The following is a 22,524-nucleotide window of genomic DNA, read 5'->3' as shown; positions in this document are numbered from 1 at the left end:
AGTAACCCGTAAAGGTACTAAAACCCGCAAAGGAGCAAACTCAATGCTGTTATCGAGTTTCTGGTCTCATCCACTCGTGGAGACGGCCGGCTATTTCAGTGTCACGGTCCTCTGCCTGGTCGTATCAATGGTGATTTTTGAAATCGTGACGAAATATAAGAACTGGGAAGAGATCAAAAACGGAAACGTGGCTGTCGCGCTCGCAACAGGCGGGAAGATTTACGGAGTGGCCAATATTTTCCGCCATTCCATCCAACAGCATTCATCCCTGCCGGAGATGCTTGCGTGGGGCGGGTTCGGTTTTTTCCTCCTCATCATGGCATACTGGCTTTTCGAATTTTTGACCCCACGGTTCAATGTTGACGAAGAAATCGGAAACGGCAACCGGGCAGTGGGCCTCATCTCCCTCATCATCTCTGTGGGGCTCAGCTATGTCATCGCGGCAAGCATCACCTGATTTCCGGATCCGTCCTGAAAGGCGGTAAAAAATATGGATATGATCAAACTGGCCAAGCTGCTGCTGGTTTTGTGCGCCGGCTTCATCATCGTCGGCATCTGGTGGCTGTTTTTCTGAAGGTGTGAGCGGATGGGAATTTTGCGGATGTTCATCGCTTGCAAATGAAAAATGCGGCCTACGAAGGCGCGGGGACACCTGCGTCTTTTTACTTTGTCTGTTGAAAGCGTATACATCATAAGGTAAGATAGTAATAGGAATATTCTAACGATTATTGGGAAGGGGTCTGATCATGACGGAAAAACCATGGCTCAAGAACTATCCTGAAGGTGTTCCGGCAACAATTGACTATCCTGATGAACCGCTTCAGGATGGCTTGACCCGGTCGGCATCCAAGTTTCCGGAAAAAACGGCCATTCATTTTCTCGGCAGACAGGTAAGTTACCTGGAACTGTACGAATCTGCCCTTAAGTTCGGAAATTATCTGAAGAGCCTCGGAATCAGTAAGGGTGACCGGGTGGCGATCATGCTGCCGAATTGTCCTCAAAATGTGATTGCATTCTACGGCATCCTTTACGCAGGCGGCGTAGTGGTCCAGACAAATCCCTTATACACGGAGAAAGAACTTGCTTACCAGATGAACGATTCGGGTGCCAGAGCGATTCTCACACTGGATATCCTGTTCCCGAGGGTCTCCAAAGTCATTGGCGAAACGGCTCTGGAGAATGTGATCGTCACCGGGATCAAAGACTACCTTCCATTCCCGAAAAATGTGCTTTATCCGTTCGTCCAGAAAAGAGAATATGGCATGACCGTCAAAGTGGAACATCGCGGCCGGAATCATCTTTTCACAGAGGTGATGAAGCGTAAGCAGGCGGAGCCGATCGAGACATTGGACATTCAACAGGAAGATCTCGCCCTTCTTCAGTACACAGGGGGGACGACGGGTGCGCCGAAGGGAGTCATGCTCTCGCACAGGAACCTGATCGCGAACACGGAGATGTGTGCCGCCTGGATGTACCGCTGCGAACCGGGCGAAGAAGTGGTTCTCGGAATTCTTCCGTTCTTCCATGTTTACGGGATGACGACCGTTCTGGTGTTGTCGGTCAGCCAGGGGAACAAAATGGTGCTCGTGCCGAAATTCGATCCGGAAACCGTGCTGAAACTGATTGATAAGCAGTCGCCAACACTCTTCCCGGGTGCGCCGACCATTTATATCGGCTTGCTGAATCATCCCGACATCGGCAACTATGATTTGTCTTCCATTAAAGCATGCCTGAGCGGTTCGGCTCCGCTGCCGGTGGACATCCAGATGCAGTTTGAGAAAATCACGAAAGGTAAACTGGTCGAGGGCTACGGCCTGTCTGAATCATCACCGGTGACGCATTCCAATTTGATCTGGGACGGGAAAAGGAAAGAGGGTTCGGTTGGTCTTCCTTGGCCCGACACGGAAGCCGCAATCTTCAGGACTGGCACGACGGAACTGGTGGAGCAGGGAGAAGTCGGAGAAATTGCAGTGAGAGGCCCTCAGGTCATGAAGGGGTACTGGAACCGCCCTGAAGAAACGGCTGCCACCATCAAAGACGGCTGGCTGCTCACAGGGGATCTGGGGTATATGGATGAGGATGGATACTTCTATGTGGTCGACCGCAAAAAGGACATGATCATTGCGAGCGGATATAATGTATATCCCAGGGAAATCGAGGAAGTGCTGTACGAACACCCGGCAGTGGCAGAATGTATCGTTGCCGGTGTGCCTGACCCCTACCGCGGAGAGACGGTCAAGGCGTATATTGTCCGGAAGCAAGGCACAGATCTGACGGAACAAGAGCTGAACGAGCATTGCCGGAAGAGCCTTGCTGCATACAAAGTTCCGAAACTTTACGAGTTTCGCGATGAACTGCCTAAAACGGCGGTCGGAAAGATATTGAGGCGTTCTCTGGTCGATGAAGAAAAAAAGAAGATGGAACAGGAAAAGGTCATCTCCTGAACAGCGCTTGACAGCCAATCAAATAGAGAATAATATAGAAATATGAATGAACCATCATTCATATTTCTTTTTTTATTTTGGTGGTGAACCCATTGAATCGGAATAAGCCGAAGTACGGACAGATTGTGGATGCGGCCGTGATTGCCATTGCGGAAAATGGGTATCACCAGGCCCAGGTTTCGAAGATTGCCAAACAGGCGGGGGTGGCCGACGGAACAATCTATCTGTATTTTAAGAACAAAGAAGATATTCTCGTCTCAGTGTTCCGTGAGAAAATGGCGCTGTTCATGGACAATCTCCGGCCTGTTATGGAGGACAGCGAGATGTCCTCCGAAGAAAAATTGTACCGGATGATTGATAACCATTTCAACGTACTTTATGCGGACCGTCACCTGGCGATCGTCACCCAGCTGGAACTGCGCCAGTCCAACAAAGAACTGAGGCTGAAAATCAACGAAGTCCTGAAAGATTATCTGGCTATGCTGGATCGCATTCTTCAAGAAGGAATTGAGCGCGGTGAATTCGAAAAAAGTATGGACATCCGGCTTGCGCGGCAGATGGTATTCGGAACCGTTGATGAAATTTCCACCTCATGGGTGATGAATGATCAGAAATATGATTTAATTAAACTAGCGCCGGATGTACATAGGCTGCTCATGAAAGGCATGAAAGCCACGTAAGGGGGATGGGTAGACATTGGAATTCTTGAAGGTGAACAAGGAAGACGGCATCGCACTGGCCTCTATAAACCGGCCGCCGGCGAATGCGCTTTCACAAGGTCTGATCAAAGAAGTGAATGAACTCCTGAACCAGGTCGAAAACGATGATGAGGTGCGTGTGGTCGTTCTGCATGGTGAAGGACGGTTCTTCTCCGCAGGAGCAGACATCAAGGAATTCACGGAAGTTCCGGATGCCGCCGGTTTCAGCAAGCTTGCCGGCAGCGGCCAGGAAGTGTTCGGACGTCTCGAGAACTTCCCGAAACCGGTCATAGCGGCAATCCATGGCGCTGCTCTAGGCGGAGGACTCGAGCTCGCCATGGCCTGCCACATGCGCTTTGTTACGGCAGGCGCCAAGCTGGGTCTTCCGGAACTACAGCTCGGGCTCATTCCTGGGTTTGCCGGAACACAGCGGCTGCCCCGCTATGTCGGTCCGGCAAAAGCGGCCGAGATGATGCTGACTTCGGAACCGATAACGGGCGAAGAGGCCGTCTCTGCAGGATTGGCCAACCGTGCATTCGGCGAGGAAGAATTGCTCGAAGAAACGCTCTCCGTCGCGCGCAAAATAGCGGATAAAAGTCCGGTATCGGTCCGCGCCGCACTCCGCATGCTTCAGTACGGCAAGCATGCCGGCTTCCATGAAGGAGTCAAGGCCGAAGCGGCGTCGTTCGGTGAGGTTTTCGCATCACAGGACGCAAAAGAAGGAATCTCCGCATTTCTCGAGAAACGCAAACCTGTATTCCAAGGAAAGTAAGACACGAAGGGGAGGATGGCAAGATGAACATTTACGCACTGGTAAAACGCACATTCGATACAGAAGAGAAAATCTCCGTCCAAAACGGTGGAATCGCGGAGGATGGCGCAGAATTCATCATCAACCCGTACGATGAATACGCAGTGGAAGAAGCAATCCGCGTACGGGACGAGCACGGCGGGGAAGTGACCGTCCTGACGATCGGTTCCGAAGAAGCGGAAAAGCAGTTGCGTACTGCACTCGCAATGGGGGCTGACAAGGCGGTTCTCATCAATACCGAGGATGACCTTGATGAACTGGACGAGTTCGGTGCAGCGACAATCATCGCGGAATATCTGAATGATAAAGATGCGGATCTTATTCTCGCCGGCAACGTGGCGATCGACGGCGGCTCCGGCCAAGTCGGCCCGCGTGTGGCGGAACTGCTCGGCATCAACTGTGTCACGACGATCACTGAGCTGAAGATTGATGGCGATCAGGCAACCGTCGTCCGTGATGTCGAAGGCGACTCCGAAACGATCGAGGCCCAGATGCCGCTACTCATTACGGCCCAGCAAGGCCTGAACGACCCTCGTTATCCGTCCCTTCCGGGGATCATGAAAGCGAAAAAGAAGCCGCTTGAAGAGCTCGAGCTCGACGACATCGATCTAGAGGAAGACGATCTGGAAGTGAAGGTTGAGCGTGTGGATGTCTTCCTTCCGCCTGAAAAACAGGCAGGCCGCGTTCTTGAGGGTGACCTCCAGGATCAGGTAAAGGAACTCGTCCAGCTGCTCCGCACCGAAGCGAAAGTCATCTGAGCCGACCGGCACATTCGATACAGGAGGGGTAAACTATGTCCAAAAAAGTAATTGTTCTAGGGGAAGTACGCGACGGCGCACTGCGAAACGTCTCGTTTGAAGCCATTGCGGCGGCGAAGAAAATTTCCGGCGGGGGAGAAATCGTCGGAGTCCTGATCGGGGATTCCGTCCAAGACCTCGGCCAGGAATTGATCCAGTACGGAGCGGACCGCGTTGTAGCGGTTGAGCATCCGCATCTCAAGTACTACACATCCGACGGATTCGGGCAGGCATTCATGGCTGTCCACGAACAGGAAGAGCCGGAAGCGATCGTCTTCGGCCACACGGCCCTCGGCAAAGACCTTTCACCAAAAATCGCGGCGAAGCTCCAGAGCGGGCTTGTCTCTGATGTGACGGAAATCGAAGGTGAAGACGATGATGCCGTCTTTATCCGCCCGATCTATTCCGGCAAGGCTTTCGAGAAGGTCAAGATCAACGAAGGACCTGTATTCTTTACGGTCCGCCCGAACAATATCGAGCCGCTTGCACAAGACGCCGGCCGCTCCGGCGATGTTTCGTCACTGAGTGCGGATATACAGAACCTGCGCTCCGTGGTGAAAGATGTCGTTACGAAGGCGACCGATGGCGTCGACATGTCCGAGGCGAAAGTCATCGTGGCAGGAGGACGCGGTGTCAAGGGACCTGAAGGCTTCGAGCCGCTCAAGGAACTCGCGGACCTGCTTGGGGGCGCAATTGGCGCATCCCGCGGTGCGTGCGATGCCGACTACTGTGACTACTCGCTTCAGATCGGCCAGACCGGAAAGGTCGTCACGCCGGACCTTTACATCGCGGCAGGCATTTCCGGCGCCATCCAGCACCTTGCCGGCATGTCCAACTCCAAAGTGATCGTCGCGATCAACAAAGACCCTGAAGCCAATATTTTCAAAGTGGCGGACTACGGTATTGTCGGTGACCTTTTCGAAATCATCCCGATGATGATCGAAGAGATCAAGCAGCTAAAAGTCAACGCATGATCACACCGGGGCTGTCCGTAAAAAGGGCGGCCCCGTTACTGTTGCCTGAAGAGACAGGATAGATTTCCGCAGAGCGGGTAAACAACTAAAGAACGGCATCCCGGCATGTGGTTGACCGGCAAGCAGAACATTCGCCGGCCACTCGGGCAGGTGCTATAATGACCCAAGAGTGGTTAAACATGAGGAGGTAATCAAATGGCTATTCAACATGCAACAGATCAAGATTTCCAAAGCAAAGTATCCGATGGGCTCGTCCTTGTCGACTTTTGGGCAACATGGTGCGGCCCATGCAAAATGATTGCGCCGGTCCTTGAAGAAGTCGATGCAGAAATCGGCGACAAGGTACAGATCGTCAAAGTCGACGTCGACGAAAACCAGCAGACAGCCGGAAAATACGGCATCATGTCGATCCCGACGCTCGTCCTCTTTAAAGACGGTGAAATCGTCGACAAAGTGGTCGGCTTCAATCCGAAAGAAAAGCTTGTCCAGTTTATCGAGCAATACGCGTAACGAAAAGAACGCTGACCGGGTCCCTCATAGGTGCCCGGTTTTTTTGGCAGGTGAATCCATATGAATGAAACGATCCGCCAGAAACTGGCGATTTTGCCCGACCAACCGGGATGCTACCTCATGAAGGACCGGCAGGGCACCATCATCTACGTCGGAAAGGCGAAAGTGCTCAAGAACCGGGTTCGCTCTTATTTCACCGGCTCGCATGATGCCAAGACCCAGCGGCTTGTGAGTGAGATAGAGGACTTTGAATACTTCGTCACATCATCCGATATCGAAGCGCTCATCCTTGAGCTGAACCTGATCAAGAAGCATGATCCGAAATACAATATCATGCTCAAAGATGACAAAACCTATCCGTATATCAAGCTGACCGCAGAGCGTCATCCGCGCCTCCTGGTGACGCGGAAAGTGAAGAAAGATAAGGGGAAGTACTTTGGACCTTATCCGAATGCCTATGCGGCACAGGAAACGAAGAAACTGCTCGACCGGATTTATCCGCTCCGGAAATGCAATACGCTTCCCGACCGGGTGTGTCTGTATTATCATCTCGGGCAGTGTCTGGCACCGTGCGTCAACGAGGTGACGCCGGAGACTTACCGGGAAATGACGGCAGGCATCACCCGGTTCCTGAACGGCGGGTACAAGGAAGTCAAGGAAGATCTGTCACGGAAGATGGAAGAAGCGGCGGAGAAGCTGGAGTTCGAGCGCGCTAAGGAATACCGCGACCAAATCTCGAATATCGAAGCTGTGATGGAGAAACAGAAAATGACAACGACCGATATGACTGACCGGGATGTTTTCGGCTACGCGGTCGACAAAGGCTGGATGTGTGTCCAGGTATTTTTTATCCGACAGGGCAAACTGATTGAACGGGACGTGTCTCTTTTTCCGATCTACCGGGACCCGGATGAGGAATTCCTGACGTATATCGGATCCTTCTATGACAAACCGGAGCATCTGCAGCCGAAGGAAATCTTCTTTCCCGAAGGGACGGACCTTGAGATCGTCAGCCAGCTGCTCGATGCGAAGGTTTCGGTGCCGCAGCGAGGCCAGAAAAAGGATATGGTGAAACTTGCCGAGAAAAATGCGCGGATTGCACTTTCCGAGAAGTTCCAGCTGATCGAACGCAGGGAGCAGCGGACAGTCGGCGCCTGCGAACAGCTCGGCGAAGCGATGGGCATTTCGGCGCCGCTCCGCATCGAAGCTTTCGACAACTCACATACGTTCGGAGCCGAGGCGGTCTCCGGAATGGTGACATTCGTCGATGGCCGGCCCGAGAAAAAAGGCTATCGGAAATACAAGACGAAAGCGGCTGCCCGCCATGACGACTACGGGGCGATGAGGGAAGTCGTCCGAAGAAGATACGTCCGGGTGCTCAAGGATAATCTGCCGCTTCCGGATCTTGTCCTGATCGACGGAGGAAAGGGGCAGATCAGCGCAGCCAAGGAAGTGATCGAAGACGAACTCGGACTTGATATCCCGGTCGCGGGTCTTGCAAAGGACGACAAGCACCAGACCGCGTTGCTTTTATACGGGGATCCGCCGGAAGTCGTGCCCCTAAAGCGCACCGGCGAAGCCTTTTATCTGCTGCAGCGGATACAGGACGAGGTTCACCGGTTTGCAATCACCTTCCACAGGCAACGGAGGGGAGCAAAGTCTCTCACATCTTCGCTTGACGGAATTCCGGGCGTCGGAGCAAAGCGGAAAAACCAGCTGCTCCGTCACTTCGGTTCTGTCAAGAAAATCCGCGCCGCCGGTGTGGAGGAATTGAAGGAAGCGGGGCTTCCGCAATCCGTCGCGGAAACGGTGGAGCAATACTTCAAGGACCAGAACAAAGCGAAGGAAGAAAAATCATCCGGAATCGGTGAATAAAGGAGGAGCGGGATGAACTGGAGAATTGTCGAGGAAGCCATCCTTAAGGCGCGTGAGGAAGGAAAGTTCAACAATCTTCCGGGCGCGGGAAAGCCGCTGCCGAAAGACGAGCTGGAACATGTTCCGGCTGACATCCGCATGGCAGTCAGAATCCTGAAAAACAGCGGGTACGACGATGAGGCGGTGTTCGTGCAGAAGGAAATGACCGAATTGGGCAGCCGGCTCAAGAATGCGCCCGAAGATGAGAAAACCGAGCTGGAGCAGGCTTACAATCAGCAAATGAGGAAAATGAACAGCCTGCTGTCGAAAAAAGGCGTGCGGACCAACAGTTCTTCGTTCAGGCAATACAGCCGGCAAATCAATGATCGCCTGAAATGGGACTGAGCCAAAACAACAATCGGCCGCGCAACGGGTTTCCGTCACACGGCCGATCGTGGTCACTTTATTCCCAGGCAAGTGTCAGTTTGACAACGCCCTGGCGGCAGTCCGGTTCCGGCCGGCATTCAGATACCCGGTTATGGATTTTCTGATACTGCCCTGCAAGGAAACCGGCTTCGACAGAGTAGCAGCGCCGACCTTTTTTGGCCTGTTCTGTCTCTGTCTCAAGCACATAGACTCTCTCTCTTTTGCCGGCTGATTCACATGTGAGCGTCCCCCAGCCTGCTTCCATGAAAAAACCGGCTGTCTCGTCCATATCAAAAAGCGGAAATTCGGCTGCCAGTTCTTTGCCGGCCCAGTATAGGATTTCCTCCTCATGCCTGCCAAGGACGGATGGAAGGATATAATCGCGGAAAAGGGCATAGCCGAACTTTGTCGGCATCGCGCTTTCCGCTCCTGCTTTTTCCGGTTTTGTCTCCATTTTTACGTTCGCCTCTTCCATTGAAAAACTTGACCGGAAGCCTTTTTAGCTGCCCGGGAACCGCTTATGCGGCTTTTGTCGAAAATGTGACCGTCGCCTTGATTTCAATTTGTTTCAGGAGTACAATGGTCATGTCTTAAATATTGTAAACATGATTAAATATGCAGTCAATGTACGCTTCCGCCGGCAGGCGGGGGCTTCCTTGCCTGCCTGTTTGTCAGTACTAAGGGGGGTAAAAGATTTCATGAGAGACTCAGATTTTGGCTTGCGCCGGCTGCACTCGCTGCTTGGGATCATCCCGATCGGCCTGTTCTTGACGCAGCACCTCATCATCAACCACTTTGCAACGCAGGGGGTAGAGGCATTCAACAAAGCGTCGGACTTCATGGGCAATCTGCCTTTCGTTCTCTGGCTTGAGTGGATTGTCATCTACATCCCGCTCATGTTCCACGCATTTTTCGGCCTTTATATCGCGTTCACTGCCAAGCCGAACACGAACCGCTACGGTACATACCGCAACTGGATGTTCCTTCTCCAGCGTATCACGGGTGTGATCCTTGTGGTCTTCATCGCTTGGCACATCTGGCAGACCCGTATCCAGAAGGCGCTCGGCGCTGATGTCAACTTCGACATGATGGCTGACATCCTTGCCAATCCGTTTATGGTCGCATTCTACGTGCTCGGCGTCATCTCTGCGACGTTCCACTTTGCGAATGGCTTCTGGTCGTTCCTCGTCACGTGGGGCATCACTCAATCCCCGCGTTCGCAGCGCCTCTCCACGTATGTCATGATGGGGCTGTTCCTCGTCCTGTCCGTGATCGGCATTCGTGCCATCTTTGCATTCGTGTAATGATTGGCATCCCGTGCCACCTACTTTGATCTAACTGAGGAGTGAAAGATAGAATGGCGAAAAGCAAGTTGATCGTCGTCGGCGGCGGCCTAGCCGGCCTGATGGCGACGATTAAGGCTGCCGAAGCCGGCACGCCCGTCGAATTGTTTTCCCTGGTCCCTGTAAAGCGTTCCCACTCCGTCTGCGCACAAGGCGGCATCAACGGTGCGGTCAACACGAAAGGGGAAGGCGATTCCCCGATGATCCACTTTGATGACACTGTTTACGGCGGCGACTTCCTGGCGAACCAGCCTCCTGTCAAGGCGATGGCCGAAGCAGCGCCCGGAATCATCCACCTGATGGACCGGATGGGCGTCATGTTCAACCGGACCCCGGAAGGCCTGCTTGACTTCCGCCGCTTCGGCGGAACGCTCCACCACCGCACGGCTTTTGCCGGCGCGACGACCGGCCAGCAGCTTCTTTACGCACTGGACGAGCAAGTCCGGCGCTTTGAAGTCGAAGGACTCGTCAAGAAGTATGAAAACTGGGAGTTCCTCGGAGTCGTACTCGACGATGAAGGCGTCTGCCGCGGAATTTCGGCGCAAAACCTGAAAACGATGGAAATCAAGACGTTCCGTTCGGATGCCGTCATCCTGGCGACCGGCGGTCCCGGAATCATCTTCGGCAAGTCGACAAACTCCGTCATCAACACAGGTTCAGCCGCGGCGACCGCTTATCAGCAGGGCGCGATCTACGCGAACGGTGAATTCATCCAGATTCACCCGACGGCAATCCCTGGTGATGATAAGCTCCGTCTGATGTCTGAATCGGCACGCGGCGAAGGCGGACGTGTCTGGACATACAAGGACGGCAAACCGTGGTACTTCCTCGAAGAAAAATATCCGGCATACGGGAACCTCGTGCCGCGTGACATCGCGACACGTGAAATCTTCGATGTTTGTGTCAACCAGAAACTCGGCGTCAACGGCGAGAACATGGTTTACCTGGATCTTTCCCATAAGGATTCCCGCGAGCTGGACATCAAGCTCGGCGGCATCATCGAAATCTATGAGAAGTTCACAGGCGACGATCCACGCAAAGTGCCGATGAAGATTTTCCCTGCGGTTCACTATTCGATGGGCGGCCTCTGGGTCGACTACGATCAGATGACGAACATCCCCGGGCTCTTCGCAGCGGGTGAAGCGGATTACTCCATGCACGGCGCAAACCGCCTCGGTGCGAACTCCCTCCTGTCCGCGATCTACGGCGGCATGGTTGCCGGCCCGAACGCGGTCAAGTACATGGAAGGCCTCGAAAAACATGCCGAGGACCTGTCGTCCACGCTCTTCGACGGCGTCGTCAAATCCGAAGAGCAGAAGTGGGACAGCATCCTGAAGATGGACGGCACGGAAAATGCGTATGTCCTTCACAAGGAACTCGGCGAGGTCATGACGGATAACGTCACGGTCGTTCGCTACAACGACAAGCTTCAGGAAACGGATTACAAGATCCAGGAACTCCTCGAGCGCTACGAAAACATCAACGTCAACGACACGTCCCGCTGGTCCAACCAGGGTGCGGCATTTACCCGCCAGCTGAAGAACATGCTTTACCTGGCACGTGTCATCACGCTCGGCGCCCTCAACCGGGACGAAAGCCGCGGCGCGCACTATAAGCCGGACTTCCCTGAGCGGAACGACGAGCAGTGGCTGAAGACGACGATGGCATCGTTTGACGGTGTATCCGCACCGAAGTTCGACTACGCCGATGTCGATGTTTCCCTGATCAAGCCGCGTAAACGCGACTATACATCGAAGCACTGATCTCTGAGAAAGGAGACGCATAAAAATGGCTGAAACTGCTGTAAAGGAACGGAATGAGGCGACTGCCACAAAGACTGTCCGCTTTAAGATCCAGCGTCAGGATAGCCCGGAGTCGAGCCCTTACTGGGAAACGTTTGATGTCCCATACCGCCAGAACATGAACGTCATTTCGGCGCTTATGGAAATCCGGCGGAATCCGGTGAACTCGGAAGGCAAGAAGACTTCCCCGATCCAATGGGAAATGAACTGTCTCGAGGAAGTCTGCGGTGCCTGTTCAATGGTCATCAACGGCCGCCCGCGCCAATCTTGTACGGCGCTTGTCGACCAGCTGACCCAGCCGATCACGCTTGAGCCGATGCGCACCTTCCCGGTTGTCCGCGACCTGGTCGTCGACCGTGAAGTCATGTTCGACTCGCTCAAAAAAGTCAAGGCATGGGTTCCGATCGACGGTACGTATGACCTCGGCGAAGGACCGCGCATGCCTGAGCGCAAGCGCCAGTGGGCTTATGAACTTTCCAAGTGCATGACTTGCGGCGTTTGCCTCGAAGCATGCCCGAACGTCAACGATAAGACGAACTTTATCGGCCCTGCGCTGATTTCCCAGGTCCGTCTGTTCAACACGCACCCGACAGGTGCGATGAACCGTGACGAGCGTCTGGATGCTCTGATGCAGGATGGCGGACTCCAAGAGTGCGGCAACTCGCAAAACTGCGTCGTCGCTTGCCCGAAAGGCATTCCGCTTACCACATCGATCGCTGCAATGAACCGTGCAGCATCCGTATACTCCTTCAAGCGCTTCTTCGGTTCCGACCACATGGTCGATTGATGATGCGCCCATCCCCCCAAACCGGCCTGTACGGCTTGAGGGGGATTTTTTGTGCTTCGAGCTTCATGGCCTGCCGTGTCAATCGAGCCGGATGATTGATACAGTAAGAACATGCCCGCGCGTCTTCTCAATGACCGTTGTTTCTGTTATGATAAAAGAATGAATAGTCATTCATTTTAAGCGGACGGGGGAGGAATGGTCATGAGGGCAACATACATCGGAGATTTTGAAGAATGGAAAAAGGGATTCAATTTTTCAGTACCGGTCACGGTCCGGTTTTCCGAAACGGATATGTTCGGGCATCTGAACAATACGGTCAACTTCACTTATTTTGAACATGCAAGGATCGAATACCTGAAACACCTTGGCCTGATGGAAAACTGGATGGATGAAAACGAAGGGTCCATCACGGTCGTTGCCGATCTTCAGTGCGATTATCTGAAACAAGTGTTCTTTGATGAACAGCTTGATATTCACGTGAAAACGGAAAGAGTCGGGAGCACTTCGCTGGATATCCATTACCTTGCCACCGGCCATGACGGAGAGCCGGCATTTACCGGGAGGGGGACGATTGTCCAGGTGAGCCGGAAGACCGGAAAGCCGCTTCCTTGGTCGGACAAAGCGCTGGATGCAATCGGTGCCGCGTCGGCTTTCTCGTCATAAACCTTTGAATGCCGGGCAAATGCCGTCACCGCCGGACCCGTTCCTTCATACTCTACGATGAAGAGTTGAGGGGAGGGGCGCTACGTGGCGGATGAGCTGCATCATCGTTCATTGCTTACCGGAAGGGAAAGAGAAATTTTCCAGCTGCTGGTGAAAGATCAGACAACGAAAGAAATTGCAGCCAGGCTGGGAATCAGCGAAAAGACCGTCCGGAATCATATTTCGAACACCATTCAGAAACTTGGGGTATCCGGACGCGCTCAGGCAATCGTCGAGCTTCTCCGGCTATCGGAACTCTCGCTTGACTAAATAAACTTGCCATTCCGCACGAAACCGTTCACAATATAACTATTCAAACGGTTTCGGGAGTGGTGAGTTAATGGCTGGCTTGAACGGAGAGGACCTGCAGCATAACGGGGAAGACATCGCCTTCGTCGAAAAGGAGCTGCGTCACATCTCTGGACTGATCAAACAGAGCGGACGGGAGATTCTCGACAATTATCCGATCACTCCGCCACAGTTCGTGGCACTGCAATGGTTGCTCGAACTGGGCGACATGACGATCGGCGACTTATCCAATAAGATGTACCTGGCCTTTTCGACGACGACTGACCTCGTTGACAGAATGGAAAAAAACCGTCTTGTAAAGCGGGTGCGTGACGAACAGGATAGGCGGGTCGTCCGGATCCATCTTCTCGAGGACGGGGAGCGCATCATCCAGGAGGTCATCAGGAAGCGGCAGAAGGACCTTCAGGCTGTGCTGTCCGATTTTTCAGCGGAAGAAGTCGTCCGGCTTTCCGAAATGCTGTCCAAACTGCACAGCGGCATGAAGGAAGGCAGGAAGAGAAGGATGGAACTGAAGAATGCCGAGAAATGACCATTGGCTGGCTGTTGAAGCCCGGAGCAGGAAGCGCTTCGGGTTTTTCGCCGTCCTGAAACGGTTATGATACGATGAGACGGCAATTGCCGGGCGGAAGGAGAAGGTACAGATGAATGAAGTGATCATTGCAACGAAAAACCGGGGCAAGGCGAAAGACTTTGAGGCACTTTTGTCGCCCTATGGCATCAAGGTTCTCACCCTGTTCGATGTGGCGCCTGACTTGGAAATCGAGGAAACGGGCACGACATTCAGGGAAAATGCGGCACTGAAAGCAGAGACGGTGTCAAAAAGGCTTGGGAAAATGGTGATTGCCGATGACAGCGGACTTGCGGTGGATGCGTTGGACGGAAAACCGGGTGTCTATTCCGCGCGCTACAGCGGCGAAGGGGCAACGGACGAGCGCAATATTGAAAAGCTGCTTGCGGATCTATCCGGTGTGCCGGACGAGGAACGCACTGCCCGATTTGTGTGTGTGCTCGCCATCGCTGCACCAGGAGCCGAAACGCAGTTTTTCGAGGGGACATGCGAAGGGCGCATTCTGAGGACACCTGCAGGGGAAAACGGCTTCGGCTATGATCCCGTCTTTTACGTTCCCAGGGAAGAACGGACAATGGCGCAACTGACCCCTGAGGAGAAAGCGGTCGTGTCCCACCGGGGGGAAGCGATCAGGAGCCTTGAGGAACAGGCGGGAGAACTGTTCGGGGAAAACCAATGACAAACTGGCGCATTGCGGTGATGAGTGATTCGCACGGCGACAAGGAGACGATCCGGCAGTTCAAGGACGAGCAGTCGGAATCGGATTACCTTATCCATTGCGGAGACAGCGAGCTTTCGGCGGAAGATGCACTTCTTGGAGAGATGGTCGCTGTAAAAGGCAACTGCGACCCGGACGGGCTGCCCGAGTACCTGATGCTGTCGGCGGGCAGTTTTCGGGTCCTTGTGACACATGGCCATCTGGACCAAGTGAAGACGGGCCTGCTGCCTCTTCGATACAGGGCAGAGGAGGCCGGGGCGGATATCGTCCTGTTCGGCCACACCCATCTTTACGGGGCCGAAGTTCACGAAGGAATCTTGTTTGTGAACCCGGGGAGTACGCACAGGCCGCCGCCCGGCCGTCCGGCCACCTACGCGGTGATCGAAAAAACGGCGGCAGGTGTGTCCGTTCGTTTCTTGAACACAGATGCGACAGAGGCGGATTCGGCTGATTTCCCTGATTTTCCGAAAAGCCGTTGACTTTGGGGACCGGGGAACCTATAATTATCTTTGTCTTGTGCAGCCGCATGGTTGCCTTGTCCCAGTAGCTCAGCAGGATAGAGCAACAGCCTTCTAAGCTGTCGGTCGGGGGTTCGAATCCCTCCTGGGACGTAATAGAAGGGCAAGTCTGCCCCTGATACAAGCTTCCTGTCGTTCAGATGACCGTACCATGTTACGGCCTTCTGGCGCCGGGAAGCTTTTTTGTCCGGCAGCAAAGTCCAAGGAGCAAGTGAAGGTATTCATTTTTCCGATAATGTGTTATGCTACTCATGCATTATAAATTTCATAACGTTGCGACCATTAGGGGAATCCTTATAAAGGACTGAGAGACGAGTGTGACTCCGAAACCCTTATCACCTGATCAGGTTTGGACTTGCGTAGGGAAGTGGCGTCTCTTTTTGCTATGCTCTTGTATCGGCAATTCCAAGACCGCTTCCTTACGGGAAGGCGGTCTTTTTCGTTATGGCGAAAGGAGAGGCGCGATGGAGATTTGGGCGGTGACAAACGGCAGGATGGGAATCCCGGAACTTGTGGATGTTTTGCTTCTTGTCGAGCCGGCGATTGATGCATTCATTCTGAGAGAAACCACGAAAACGGACAAGGAGATCGTTGAAGCGATCCGCCGGCTGAAGGAAGCCGGCTGCGATGAAGAAAAAATCATTGTTCATAACCGTCCGGATATCGCGGTGATGACCGGAATCCGGCGCGTCCAGATTCCCGGCTACGGTTTGCCGCTGGGCCAATTGAAACTTCAATACCCTTCACTTCTCTTCGGCCGTTCCGTCCATTCTCTCGCGGAAGCGGAAATGGCCTATACACACGGAGCCGACTGGCTGCTCTACGGCCATCTGTTTCAGACCGCATCAAAACAGGGCAAGGTCCCGAGGGGGACTGATGAACTTTTCAGGATGGTACAGGCGATCCCGATCCCGATTTATGCAATCGGCGGAATCCGGCCCGAGCATCTGCCACTTCTGGAAAAATCGGACCTGGCTGGTATCGCGCTGATGTCGGCCATTTTCAGTGAAAGCACTGCGGAGGAAGCGGTTGCTCCCTACAGGGATCAATTGTTCCGCGGAAAGGTGGAATCCACATGGAGAAAGTGATCAAGCTGAACGGAAAAAAGTATGAAGTGCCAAAAGGCGTAGGAACGGTCAGGCAATTGTTGGACCACCTGGACTTAAGCGACCGTATCGCCGTGATTGAAAAAAACCAGTCGATTGTGCCAAAAGGGGCTTATGAAGAGCCCGTCAACGATAAAGACCAGATTGAAATTATCCATTTTGTAGGAGGAGGATGACCATATGATCACCATCGGAAACCGAACCTTTCGTTCAAGACTTCTGCTAGGAACGGGAAAATACCCTTCTTTTGAAATCCAGAAAGAAGCAGTCAAAGTGTCAGGAACGGAAATCCTGACATTCGCAGTGAGGAGAATGAACATTTTCGAGCCGTCGCAGCCCAACTTTCTGGAGCAGCTGGACCTGTCAGCTTATACATTGCTGCCGAATACAGCAGGCGCCAAAACTGCGGAGGAAGCAGTAAGAATCGCCAAGCTGGCTAAAGCATCAGGGCTTTGCGATATGGTAAAGGTCGAAATCATCGGCTGTGACCGTTCTTTGCTGCCTGACCCGATTGAGACACTCAGAGCCTCAGAAATGCTGCTGGAAGAAGGCTTCATTGTGCTCCCTTATACGTCGGATGATGTGGTCCTGGCCCGAAGGTTATGCGAATTGGGGGCTCATGCTGTCATGCCCGGTGCTTCACCGATCGGTTCGGGCCGCGGACTGATCAATCCGCTCAATTTGTCATTGATCATCGAACAATCCGATGTTCCGGTCATCATCGACGCAGGGATCGGTTCGCCGAAAGACGCGGCATATGCAATGGAACTGGGCGCTGATGGGATCTTATTGAACACGGCTGTGTCTGAAGCCGCAGATCCGGTCAAGATGGCAAAGGCGATGAAACTCGCGATAGAGGCAGGCAGGCTCGGGTTTGAAGCGGGGCGGATGCCGGTAAGGGACTATGGCGTCGCCAGCAGTCCGATGGAAGGGCTTGTTCCAAATTGAGTTCCAAATACTCCCGGCAGGAGTTATTTATGCCGATCGGGAAAAACGGACAGGAACGGTTGGGAAAGTCGGCAGTCTTTATTTTGGGGGCGGGGGCTCTGGGTTCATCGGGGGCGGAAATGCTTGTTCGTGCCGGAGTCGGAAAAGTCACGATTGTCGACAGGGATTATGTGGAATGGTCGAATCTGCACCGTCAGCAACTTTACACGGAACAGGATGTCGCTGAACGATTGCCAAAAGCCATTTGCGCGGAAAGAAGGCTGACTGCCATCAACAGCGACGTCCGGATCTGCGGCATCGTAACGGATGTGACGGCGGAAAACATACAGAGCCTGATCGCGGGGCACGATGTGCTGTTGGATGCGACGGACAATATGGAAACCAGGCTGCTGGCCAATGATGCGGCATGTAAGATGGGCCTTCCTTTTTTCATGGGAGCATGCGTAGGCAGCTATGGCCTGACGTTTCCGTTCGGCGTTCAGACACAGCAGCCTTGCCTGCACTGCCTGTTGGAAACGTTGCCGGCGCAGACAATGACATGCGATACGGCAGGCATCATCAGCCCGGCCGTGGTGACAACAGCCGCCAGGCAAGCAGCCGGGGTGCTCAAGTACCTGGCCACGGGCGAAATGGAGCCGAAGCTCGAGTCTGCCGATATGTGGACAGGGGAGCGGTCGTCCATTGACGTAAGCGGATTGAAAAAGAGCGACTGTCCAAGCTGTTCCGAACATGCAAGTTACCCTTTTCTCACACTTGGCTCTTCCATCCGGCCGGCGGTACTTTGCGGCAGGGACACCGTCCAGTTGAGCTGGCCGCGAAACAAAAGATTGGAACTGCCTTTATTCGTGCAGTCGGTCAGGAAGGTGGTCTCCAATCTTGTCCATAACCCTTATCTCGTGGCATGCGAGTATCACGGTCACCGCATTGTTTTGTTCCATGACGGCAGGATGCTGGTCCATGGCACGAAAAGCATTACGACCGCAGAGAAGATTGCATCGGAGCTGGTCGGATAAACAGACATACAGATTTAAAAAGCCGGGCAGAGGGAAGGTCCCTTGCCGGCTTTTTGCGTTTTGCTGATGGTTGTTCATGCTCTTTCCAGCATCCGATCAAGCGCCATATGCGCATCGGCTGATGTTTGTCCGTCCACTTTGATCTGATTCATTCCTGCGCCCTTCTCAATGCCCTCAAGACTCCATAATAAGTGCGGCAAATCAATCCGATTCATCGTGAGGCACGGACACATGTGCGGGTTCAGAGAGATGATTTCTTTATCAGGATGATGGGCGATCAGGCGGTTCACCAAATTCATTTCTGTTCCGACTGCCCATTTGCTTCCTGGTTCCGCCTTTTCAATCGCATCGATTATGTATTTGGTCGATCCTGCCTCATCTGATAATTCAACGACCTCCCGGGAACATTCCGGATGCACGATAATGCGCATTACCGGATCACGTTCCCGTACTTCGGCTATATTCTGCACTGTGAAGTTTTCGTGGACGGAGCAATGCCCTTTCCACAAAATCACTTTAATCTCCTCCAACGGACCTTCGTATTCAAGCTCATCCGTGATCGGATTCCACACAGCCATCTGTTCCAGTGGGATTCCGACATCAAATGCGGTGTTTCTCCCAAGATGCTGATCAGGCAAAAACAAAATGCGTTCTCTTAACGTCAGCGCCCACTCCACCATGGTACGTGCGTTTGAAGACGTCACTGTCGCTCCGTTATGTCTTCCGACAAAGGCTTTTATCGCTGCTGTGGAGTTGACATACGTCAACGGCACGATGGTGTCACCGAATAATCCGTTTAAAGCGGACCATGCACGTTCCGTTTGATAGATGTCTGCCATATCCGCCATGGAGCAGCCGGCCCTCATATCCGGCAGATAAACGGTTTGATCCCGGCTTGTAAGGATGTCTGCCGTTTCCGCCATAAAGTGGACGCCGCAAAATACGATATGTTCAGCTTCGTTCTCTGCACAAAGTTGAGCCAGCTGAAGAGAGTCCCCGGTGGCATCGGCAAACTGGATCACTTCATCTTTTTGATAGTGGTGTCCGGGCATAAACAGTTTGCTGCCCATTTTCTTTTTGATTGCACGGATTCGGCTCTCCATCTCTTCCGTGCTCATTTGCCTGTACTCATCAGGCAGTAATCCGCTTGTATTGTTTACGAGTTCACTCAAGAATGACATGTGGGTTCCTCCATTTTTCCACGATTGTTACCGCCGCGCTGAAATCCAGGGCATGAACGGAATGAGTGATTATTCCCAAAGAAATAAAGTCGACACCCGTTTCGGCAAATTGGCGGATGTTTTCAGCTGTGATGTTGCCGGATGCTTCCGTCGTGATCGACTCGGGAACAAGTCCGATCCAATCTCTGATCGTTTCGGGGGAACAATTATCGAACATGATGATGTCAGCTTCAGCGGCAATCGCTTCTTTTAATTGTTCCGGGTTTTCGATTTCCACTTCGATTTTGACTGTCTGTCCGACCGCAGCCCTTACGGTTTCCACCGCCGCTTTAATCGAACCGCCTGCAAACGCAATATGATTATCCTTCAGCATGACGGCATCGAATAATCCCCGGCGATGATTGACTCCGCCTCCTGTCCTGACTGCGTATTTGTCCAGCATCCGCAATCCGGGCATCGTCTTCCGCGTATCGCAGACGCGGGCAGATGTGCCTTCCAACTTGCGGACCATCTGATGTGTCTCCGTCGCAATCCCGCTCATTCTTTGCAAAAGGTTCAAGATAACCCGTTCGCTTTTCAATAGACTGATAATAGGTCCGTTTGCAACCGCAATCCGATCTCCGGCTGCAATGGCCTCACCATCCCCGACATCCAACTTCACTTCGATGGTGGGATCGATCACAGCCAGTCCTTCCCGGACCACGTGTGCGCCGCAAAAGATGCCTTCCTGTTTGGCTTTGATTTCCAGGCGGCCGATCAGTTCTTCCGGAAACAAGGATTCGGAGGATAGGTCTCCGTCCCCGATATCTTCTATGTAGAACTGCTCTAACATGCCGCGCAGTTTGATGAGATTCATTGCCTGTTGCCTCCTTTGCTCTTATTTTTGGTATACAGGTATCTTTACACATGTAAACCAATGTGACAAGATGAATCTAGCATAATAGGGGGGATGCCATCATGAGATACTTTGACTTTGCAGCCAGCACGCCCATTTCGAAACAGTCATTGGATGTGTTCAATCAACTTTCCGTCAGATGTTTCGGGAATGCGAGCAGCCTGCATGACTCTGGCGGAGAGGCAAAATACATCCTCGACCATGCAAGGGAAGACTTGGCGCTTCAGATAGGTGCAGACGCCAGGGGGATTTATTTCACGTCAGGCGGGACGGAAAGTAATCTTCTTTCGATCATCTCGCTGGCAAAAGCCCGTCGTCATTATGGCAATCACCTCATTGTGACAGCGGGCGAACATCCTTCCGTCGATTCCGCTATGGAGTACCTGAAGACGGATGGTTTCTGTGTCACTGTGATTCCTTTTACGGAAACCGGCGTGATTGACCTCGGCAAATTGGATCGGGCAATCGGGGATGAAACGATTCTGATTTCCGTCCAACATGTGAATCCCGAGATCGGCACCATCCAGCCCATCAAAAAGATAGCTGAGCGGATCGAAAGGAAGAATATTCTTTTACACTGTGATTGTGTCCAGTCATTAGGGAAAATTGACGTCCGGCCCATCGTCAGATGGATTGATGCCATGACATTCTCGAGCCATAAGGTGTATGGGCCAAAAGGGGTCGGAGCGGTCTACATCAACCCCAGACACCGGTTAGTCCCTGTCTTCCCCGGCTTGATCCAGGAGTCGGGGTTCAGGGGAGGCACTCTGAATGTGCCGGGCATCGCTGCATTTGTAACTGCTGCAGCAGACTGTATCAAAGAAGAACGGGCAGATTACCTGACCCTGAGGCGTGCTTTTCTGGGGCGACTCGAAGGCACTGCTGAACGATTTACGATATACGAAGGGGCCAGCAGGGAAAGCCAGCTTCCTCAGATCATCGGGCTCGGAGTGAAACAACTGGAAGGGCAACTTGTCATGCTGGAGCTGAATAGAAGAGGATTTGCCGTATCTACCGGCTCCGCCTGCCAAGCAGGCATGCAGCATGCTGCCAAAACAATGACTGCCATGGGAATCGCCGGACAACAGGCCAAGGAATTTATCCGGATCTCGTTTGGAAAAGGGACGACCGAAGAAAGTGTCCTACAATTAGCGGATGAGCTGGTCAAGATTGCTTCAATGTATCGGGTTAACCCGATATCCAGTAGGCAAGTATAAATCCGCCTGCCGGAACTGCCGGCAGAAAAGAAAAAGGAATCGCTTAAACTTGATCAACACTCCTGAGTCGAGGTGCATTTGCGCGCCGGAGATTCAGGTTTTTTCTGCTGAAAAGGTCTTTTAAGCTATTCACAGAAAGAACTCTTTTGTGTTAACCTGTAAACTGTAATGGTTAACGCAAATGAGGGGGGGATCAAGATGGCGCTCGGTTTTTGGGTGATCGGGACGGATACGAATGTGGGAAAAACGTTTGTCACAACTTGGCTGATGCGTTATTTCCAAAGCAAGGGAACTGCGATTCCCTATAAGCCGGTCCAAACGGGGATGATCGATGACGGAACTCCATATTACGGGGATACATATTTTTACCGTCAATTCAGTCAGACGGAGCTGGACGGGAGGCAGGTGAATACTTACTCTTTTCCGACCCCCGCGTCGCCTCATTATGCCGCCCGTCTGGAAGGGCAGACGATTGAGGGAGAGCGCATCCTGCGGCAAATCAAGCGGCTGACATCCCAATACGACCATGTCATCTGCGAAGGGGCCGGTGGTCTATATGTTCCGCTCGATGAAAAGCGTGGATATTGTTTCCAGCACCTGGTCAAGGATTCTAAATTGCCTGTCGTGCTGGTGACACGCACGTCGCTTGGAACCATCAATCACACGCTGCTGACAGTTGAGGCATTGCGGGCATGCGGCATTCCGATTATCGGAATCGTCTTCAATGGTTTCGAAGGAACTGAACTTGAGAAAGATAACAGAGCGACGATTTGCCGGCTTACCGGATTACATTCAGTCACTTTGCCGAAATTGTCTGAGGCAAGAGAGTTGGAGAAACTGGACCCGGGGTTGGCTGATCCGTTATTCGGGGAGATGAGCGTTCTATGACATCCGATCTTCAAA

At 52.9% G+C, this 22,524-nt stretch carries 26 protein-coding genes, 1 tRNA gene and 1 riboswitch; of the genes, 24 read left to right on the top strand and 3 right to left on the bottom strand.

The window, feature by feature from the left end; translation table 11 throughout:
- Window positions 1-43: 43 nt before the first annotated feature.
- The 9 genes from BLT01_RS08525 (at window position 44) to BLT01_RS08485 (ending at window position 8,493) form a co-directional block, all read left to right on the top strand.
- Entirely contained in the window at window positions 44-457 is a 414-nt protein-coding gene (locus BLT01_RS08525; RefSeq protein ID WP_092097101.1) for a DUF350 domain-containing protein, read from the top strand.
- Window positions 458-746: 289 nt separating this feature from the next.
- Entirely contained in the window at window positions 747-2,444 is a 1,698-nt protein-coding gene (locus tag BLT01_RS08520) for a long-chain-fatty-acid--CoA ligase (protein ID WP_092097098.1), read from the top strand.
- 92 nt (window positions 2,445-2,536) lie between these two features.
- Complete coding sequence (locus BLT01_RS08515; protein ID WP_092097095.1) at window positions 2,537-3,124, top strand: TetR/AcrR family transcriptional regulator; 588 nt, start codon at window positions 2,537-2,539, stop codon at window positions 3,122-3,124.
- 16 nt (window positions 3,125-3,140) lie between these two features.
- Window positions 3,141-3,914: an enoyl-CoA hydratase gene (locus BLT01_RS08510; RefSeq protein WP_092097092.1), complete on the top strand. Its 774-nt coding sequence runs from the start codon at window positions 3,141-3,143 to the stop codon at window positions 3,912-3,914.
- 23 nt (window positions 3,915-3,937) lie between these two features.
- Window positions 3,938-4,711: an electron transfer flavoprotein subunit beta/FixA family protein gene (locus BLT01_RS08505; RefSeq protein WP_092097089.1), complete on the top strand. Its 774-nt coding sequence runs from the start codon at window positions 3,938-3,940 to the stop codon at window positions 4,709-4,711.
- 35 nt (window positions 4,712-4,746) lie between these two features.
- Window positions 4,747-5,724, top strand: coding sequence for an electron transfer flavoprotein subunit alpha/FixB family protein (locus tag BLT01_RS08500; RefSeq protein WP_092097086.1), 978 nt, complete (start codon window positions 4,747-4,749; stop codon window positions 5,722-5,724).
- A gap of 195 nt (window positions 5,725-5,919) precedes the next feature.
- Entirely contained in the window at window positions 5,920-6,234 is a 315-nt protein-coding gene (gene trxA / locus BLT01_RS08495; protein ID WP_092097083.1) for a thioredoxin, read from the top strand.
- A gap of 60 nt (window positions 6,235-6,294) precedes the next feature.
- On the top strand, window positions 6,295-8,109 hold the full coding sequence (gene uvrC, locus BLT01_RS08490; protein ID WP_092097081.1) for an excinuclease ABC subunit UvrC: 1,815 nt from the start codon (window positions 6,295-6,297) through the stop codon (window positions 8,107-8,109).
- Window positions 8,110-8,121: 12 nt separating this feature from the next.
- A complete protein-coding gene (locus tag BLT01_RS08485) occupies window positions 8,122-8,493 on the top strand; it encodes a DnaJ family domain-containing protein (RefSeq protein ID WP_092097078.1) in 372 nt (123 codons plus the stop codon).
- 58 nt (window positions 8,494-8,551) lie between these two features.
- Here BLT01_RS08485 and BLT01_RS08480 read toward each other — a convergent pair whose 3' ends face one another.
- Window positions 8,552-8,968: a DUF2507 domain-containing protein gene (locus tag BLT01_RS08480; RefSeq protein WP_092097075.1), complete on the bottom strand. Its 417-nt coding sequence runs from the start codon at window positions 8,966-8,968 to the stop codon at window positions 8,552-8,554.
- A gap of 244 nt (window positions 8,969-9,212) precedes the next feature.
- Here BLT01_RS08480 and BLT01_RS08475 point away from each other — a divergent pair, with 244 nt between their 5' ends.
- The 13 genes from BLT01_RS08475 to BLT01_RS08415 all read left to right on the top strand — a co-directional run bounded on the left by BLT01_RS08475 (window position 9,213) and on the right by BLT01_RS08415 (window position 18,328).
- The gene (locus BLT01_RS08475) at window positions 9,213-9,818 is read left to right on the top strand and encodes a succinate dehydrogenase cytochrome b558 subunit (RefSeq protein ID WP_092097072.1); all 606 of its coding nucleotides are present in this window, start codon (window positions 9,213-9,215) and stop codon (window positions 9,816-9,818) included.
- 53 nt (window positions 9,819-9,871) lie between these two features.
- The gene (gene sdhA / locus BLT01_RS08470; protein WP_092097069.1) at window positions 9,872-11,620 is read left to right on the top strand and encodes a succinate dehydrogenase flavoprotein subunit; all 1,749 of its coding nucleotides are present in this window, start codon (window positions 9,872-9,874) and stop codon (window positions 11,618-11,620) included.
- A gap of 25 nt (window positions 11,621-11,645) precedes the next feature.
- Window positions 11,646-12,446, top strand: coding sequence for a succinate dehydrogenase iron-sulfur subunit (sdhB, locus tag BLT01_RS08465; protein ID WP_092097066.1), 801 nt, complete (start codon window positions 11,646-11,648; stop codon window positions 12,444-12,446).
- Window positions 12,447-12,647: 201 nt separating this feature from the next.
- Entirely contained in the window at window positions 12,648-13,109 is a 462-nt protein-coding gene (locus BLT01_RS08460; RefSeq protein WP_092097062.1) for an acyl-CoA thioesterase, read from the top strand.
- Window positions 13,110-13,193: 84 nt separating this feature from the next.
- The gene (locus tag BLT01_RS08455; RefSeq protein WP_008301013.1) at window positions 13,194-13,418 is read left to right on the top strand and encodes a helix-turn-helix domain-containing protein; all 225 of its coding nucleotides are present in this window, start codon (window positions 13,194-13,196) and stop codon (window positions 13,416-13,418) included.
- 70 nt (window positions 13,419-13,488) lie between these two features.
- A complete protein-coding gene (locus tag BLT01_RS08450) occupies window positions 13,489-13,986 on the top strand; it encodes a MarR family winged helix-turn-helix transcriptional regulator (protein ID WP_092097059.1) in 498 nt (165 codons plus the stop codon).
- A 112-nt stretch (window positions 13,987-14,098) separates the two neighbouring features.
- Entirely contained in the window at window positions 14,099-14,704 is a 606-nt protein-coding gene (locus BLT01_RS08445; RefSeq protein WP_092097056.1) for an XTP/dITP diphosphatase, read from the top strand.
- Complete coding sequence (locus BLT01_RS08440; protein ID WP_092097053.1) at window positions 14,701-15,222, top strand: metallophosphoesterase; 522 nt, start codon at window positions 14,701-14,703, stop codon at window positions 15,220-15,222. The genes BLT01_RS08445 and BLT01_RS08440 overlap by 4 nt, the downstream gene beginning before the upstream one ends.
- A gap of 58 nt (window positions 15,223-15,280) precedes the next feature.
- Window positions 15,281-15,354: transfer RNA gene (locus BLT01_RS08435), tRNA-Arg, on the top strand.
- A 181-nt stretch (window positions 15,355-15,535) separates the two neighbouring features.
- Window positions 15,536-15,644: riboswitch (TPP riboswitch) on the top strand.
- Between the two features lie 81 nt (window positions 15,645-15,725).
- Window positions 15,726-16,349, top strand: a complete 624-nt coding sequence (locus tag BLT01_RS08430; protein WP_092097051.1) for a thiamine phosphate synthase — start codon at window positions 15,726-15,728, stop codon at window positions 16,347-16,349.
- Window positions 16,337-16,543 carry a sulfur carrier protein ThiS gene (gene thiS, locus BLT01_RS08425; RefSeq protein ID WP_092097049.1) on the top strand — a complete coding sequence of 69 codons (207 nt, stop codon included), beginning with the start codon at window positions 16,337-16,339 and terminating at the stop codon, window positions 16,541-16,543. Before BLT01_RS08430 ends, thiS begins: the two co-directional genes overlap by 13 nt.
- A 4-nt stretch (window positions 16,544-16,547) precedes the next feature.
- On the top strand, window positions 16,548-17,315 hold the full coding sequence (locus BLT01_RS08420; RefSeq protein ID WP_092097047.1) for a thiazole synthase: 768 nt from the start codon (window positions 16,548-16,550) through the stop codon (window positions 17,313-17,315).
- Window positions 17,312-18,328: a ThiF family adenylyltransferase gene (locus tag BLT01_RS08415; protein WP_092097045.1), complete on the top strand. Its 1,017-nt coding sequence runs from the start codon at window positions 17,312-17,314 to the stop codon at window positions 18,326-18,328. The genes BLT01_RS08420 and BLT01_RS08415 overlap by 4 nt, the downstream gene beginning before the upstream one ends.
- 74 nt (window positions 18,329-18,402) lie before the next feature.
- Here the strand turns inward: BLT01_RS08415 and nadA are convergent, their stop codons facing one another.
- Both nadA and nadC read right to left on the bottom strand, forming a co-directional pair.
- Complete coding sequence (nadA, locus tag BLT01_RS08410) at window positions 18,403-19,509, bottom strand: quinolinate synthase NadA (RefSeq protein WP_092097043.1); 1,107 nt, start codon at window positions 19,507-19,509, stop codon at window positions 18,403-18,405.
- Window positions 19,493-20,365, bottom strand: coding sequence for a carboxylating nicotinate-nucleotide diphosphorylase (gene nadC, locus BLT01_RS08405; RefSeq protein ID WP_092097041.1), 873 nt, complete (start codon window positions 20,363-20,365; stop codon window positions 19,493-19,495). Before nadC ends, nadA begins: the two co-directional genes overlap by 17 nt.
- A gap of 101 nt (window positions 20,366-20,466) precedes the next feature.
- Between nadC and BLT01_RS08400 the strand changes: the two genes are divergently transcribed.
- Window positions 20,467-21,621 carry an IscS subfamily cysteine desulfurase gene (locus BLT01_RS08400; RefSeq protein ID WP_092097038.1) on the top strand — a complete coding sequence of 385 codons (1,155 nt, stop codon included), beginning with the start codon at window positions 20,467-20,469 and terminating at the stop codon, window positions 21,619-21,621.
- 198 nt (window positions 21,622-21,819) lie between these two features.
- The gene (bioD, locus tag BLT01_RS08395) at window positions 21,820-22,509 is read left to right on the top strand and encodes a dethiobiotin synthase (RefSeq protein ID WP_092097036.1); all 690 of its coding nucleotides are present in this window, start codon (window positions 21,820-21,822) and stop codon (window positions 22,507-22,509) included.
- Window positions 22,510-22,524 lie beyond the last annotated feature (15 nt).

The organism is Bhargavaea beijingensis (assembly GCF_900101985.1).
Lineage (GTDB): Bacteria > Bacillota > Bacilli > Bacillales_A > Planococcaceae > Bhargavaea > Bhargavaea beijingensis.
Note: the sequence above shows the minus strand (reverse complement) of the source record. Positions and strands in the feature narration are given on the sequence as shown.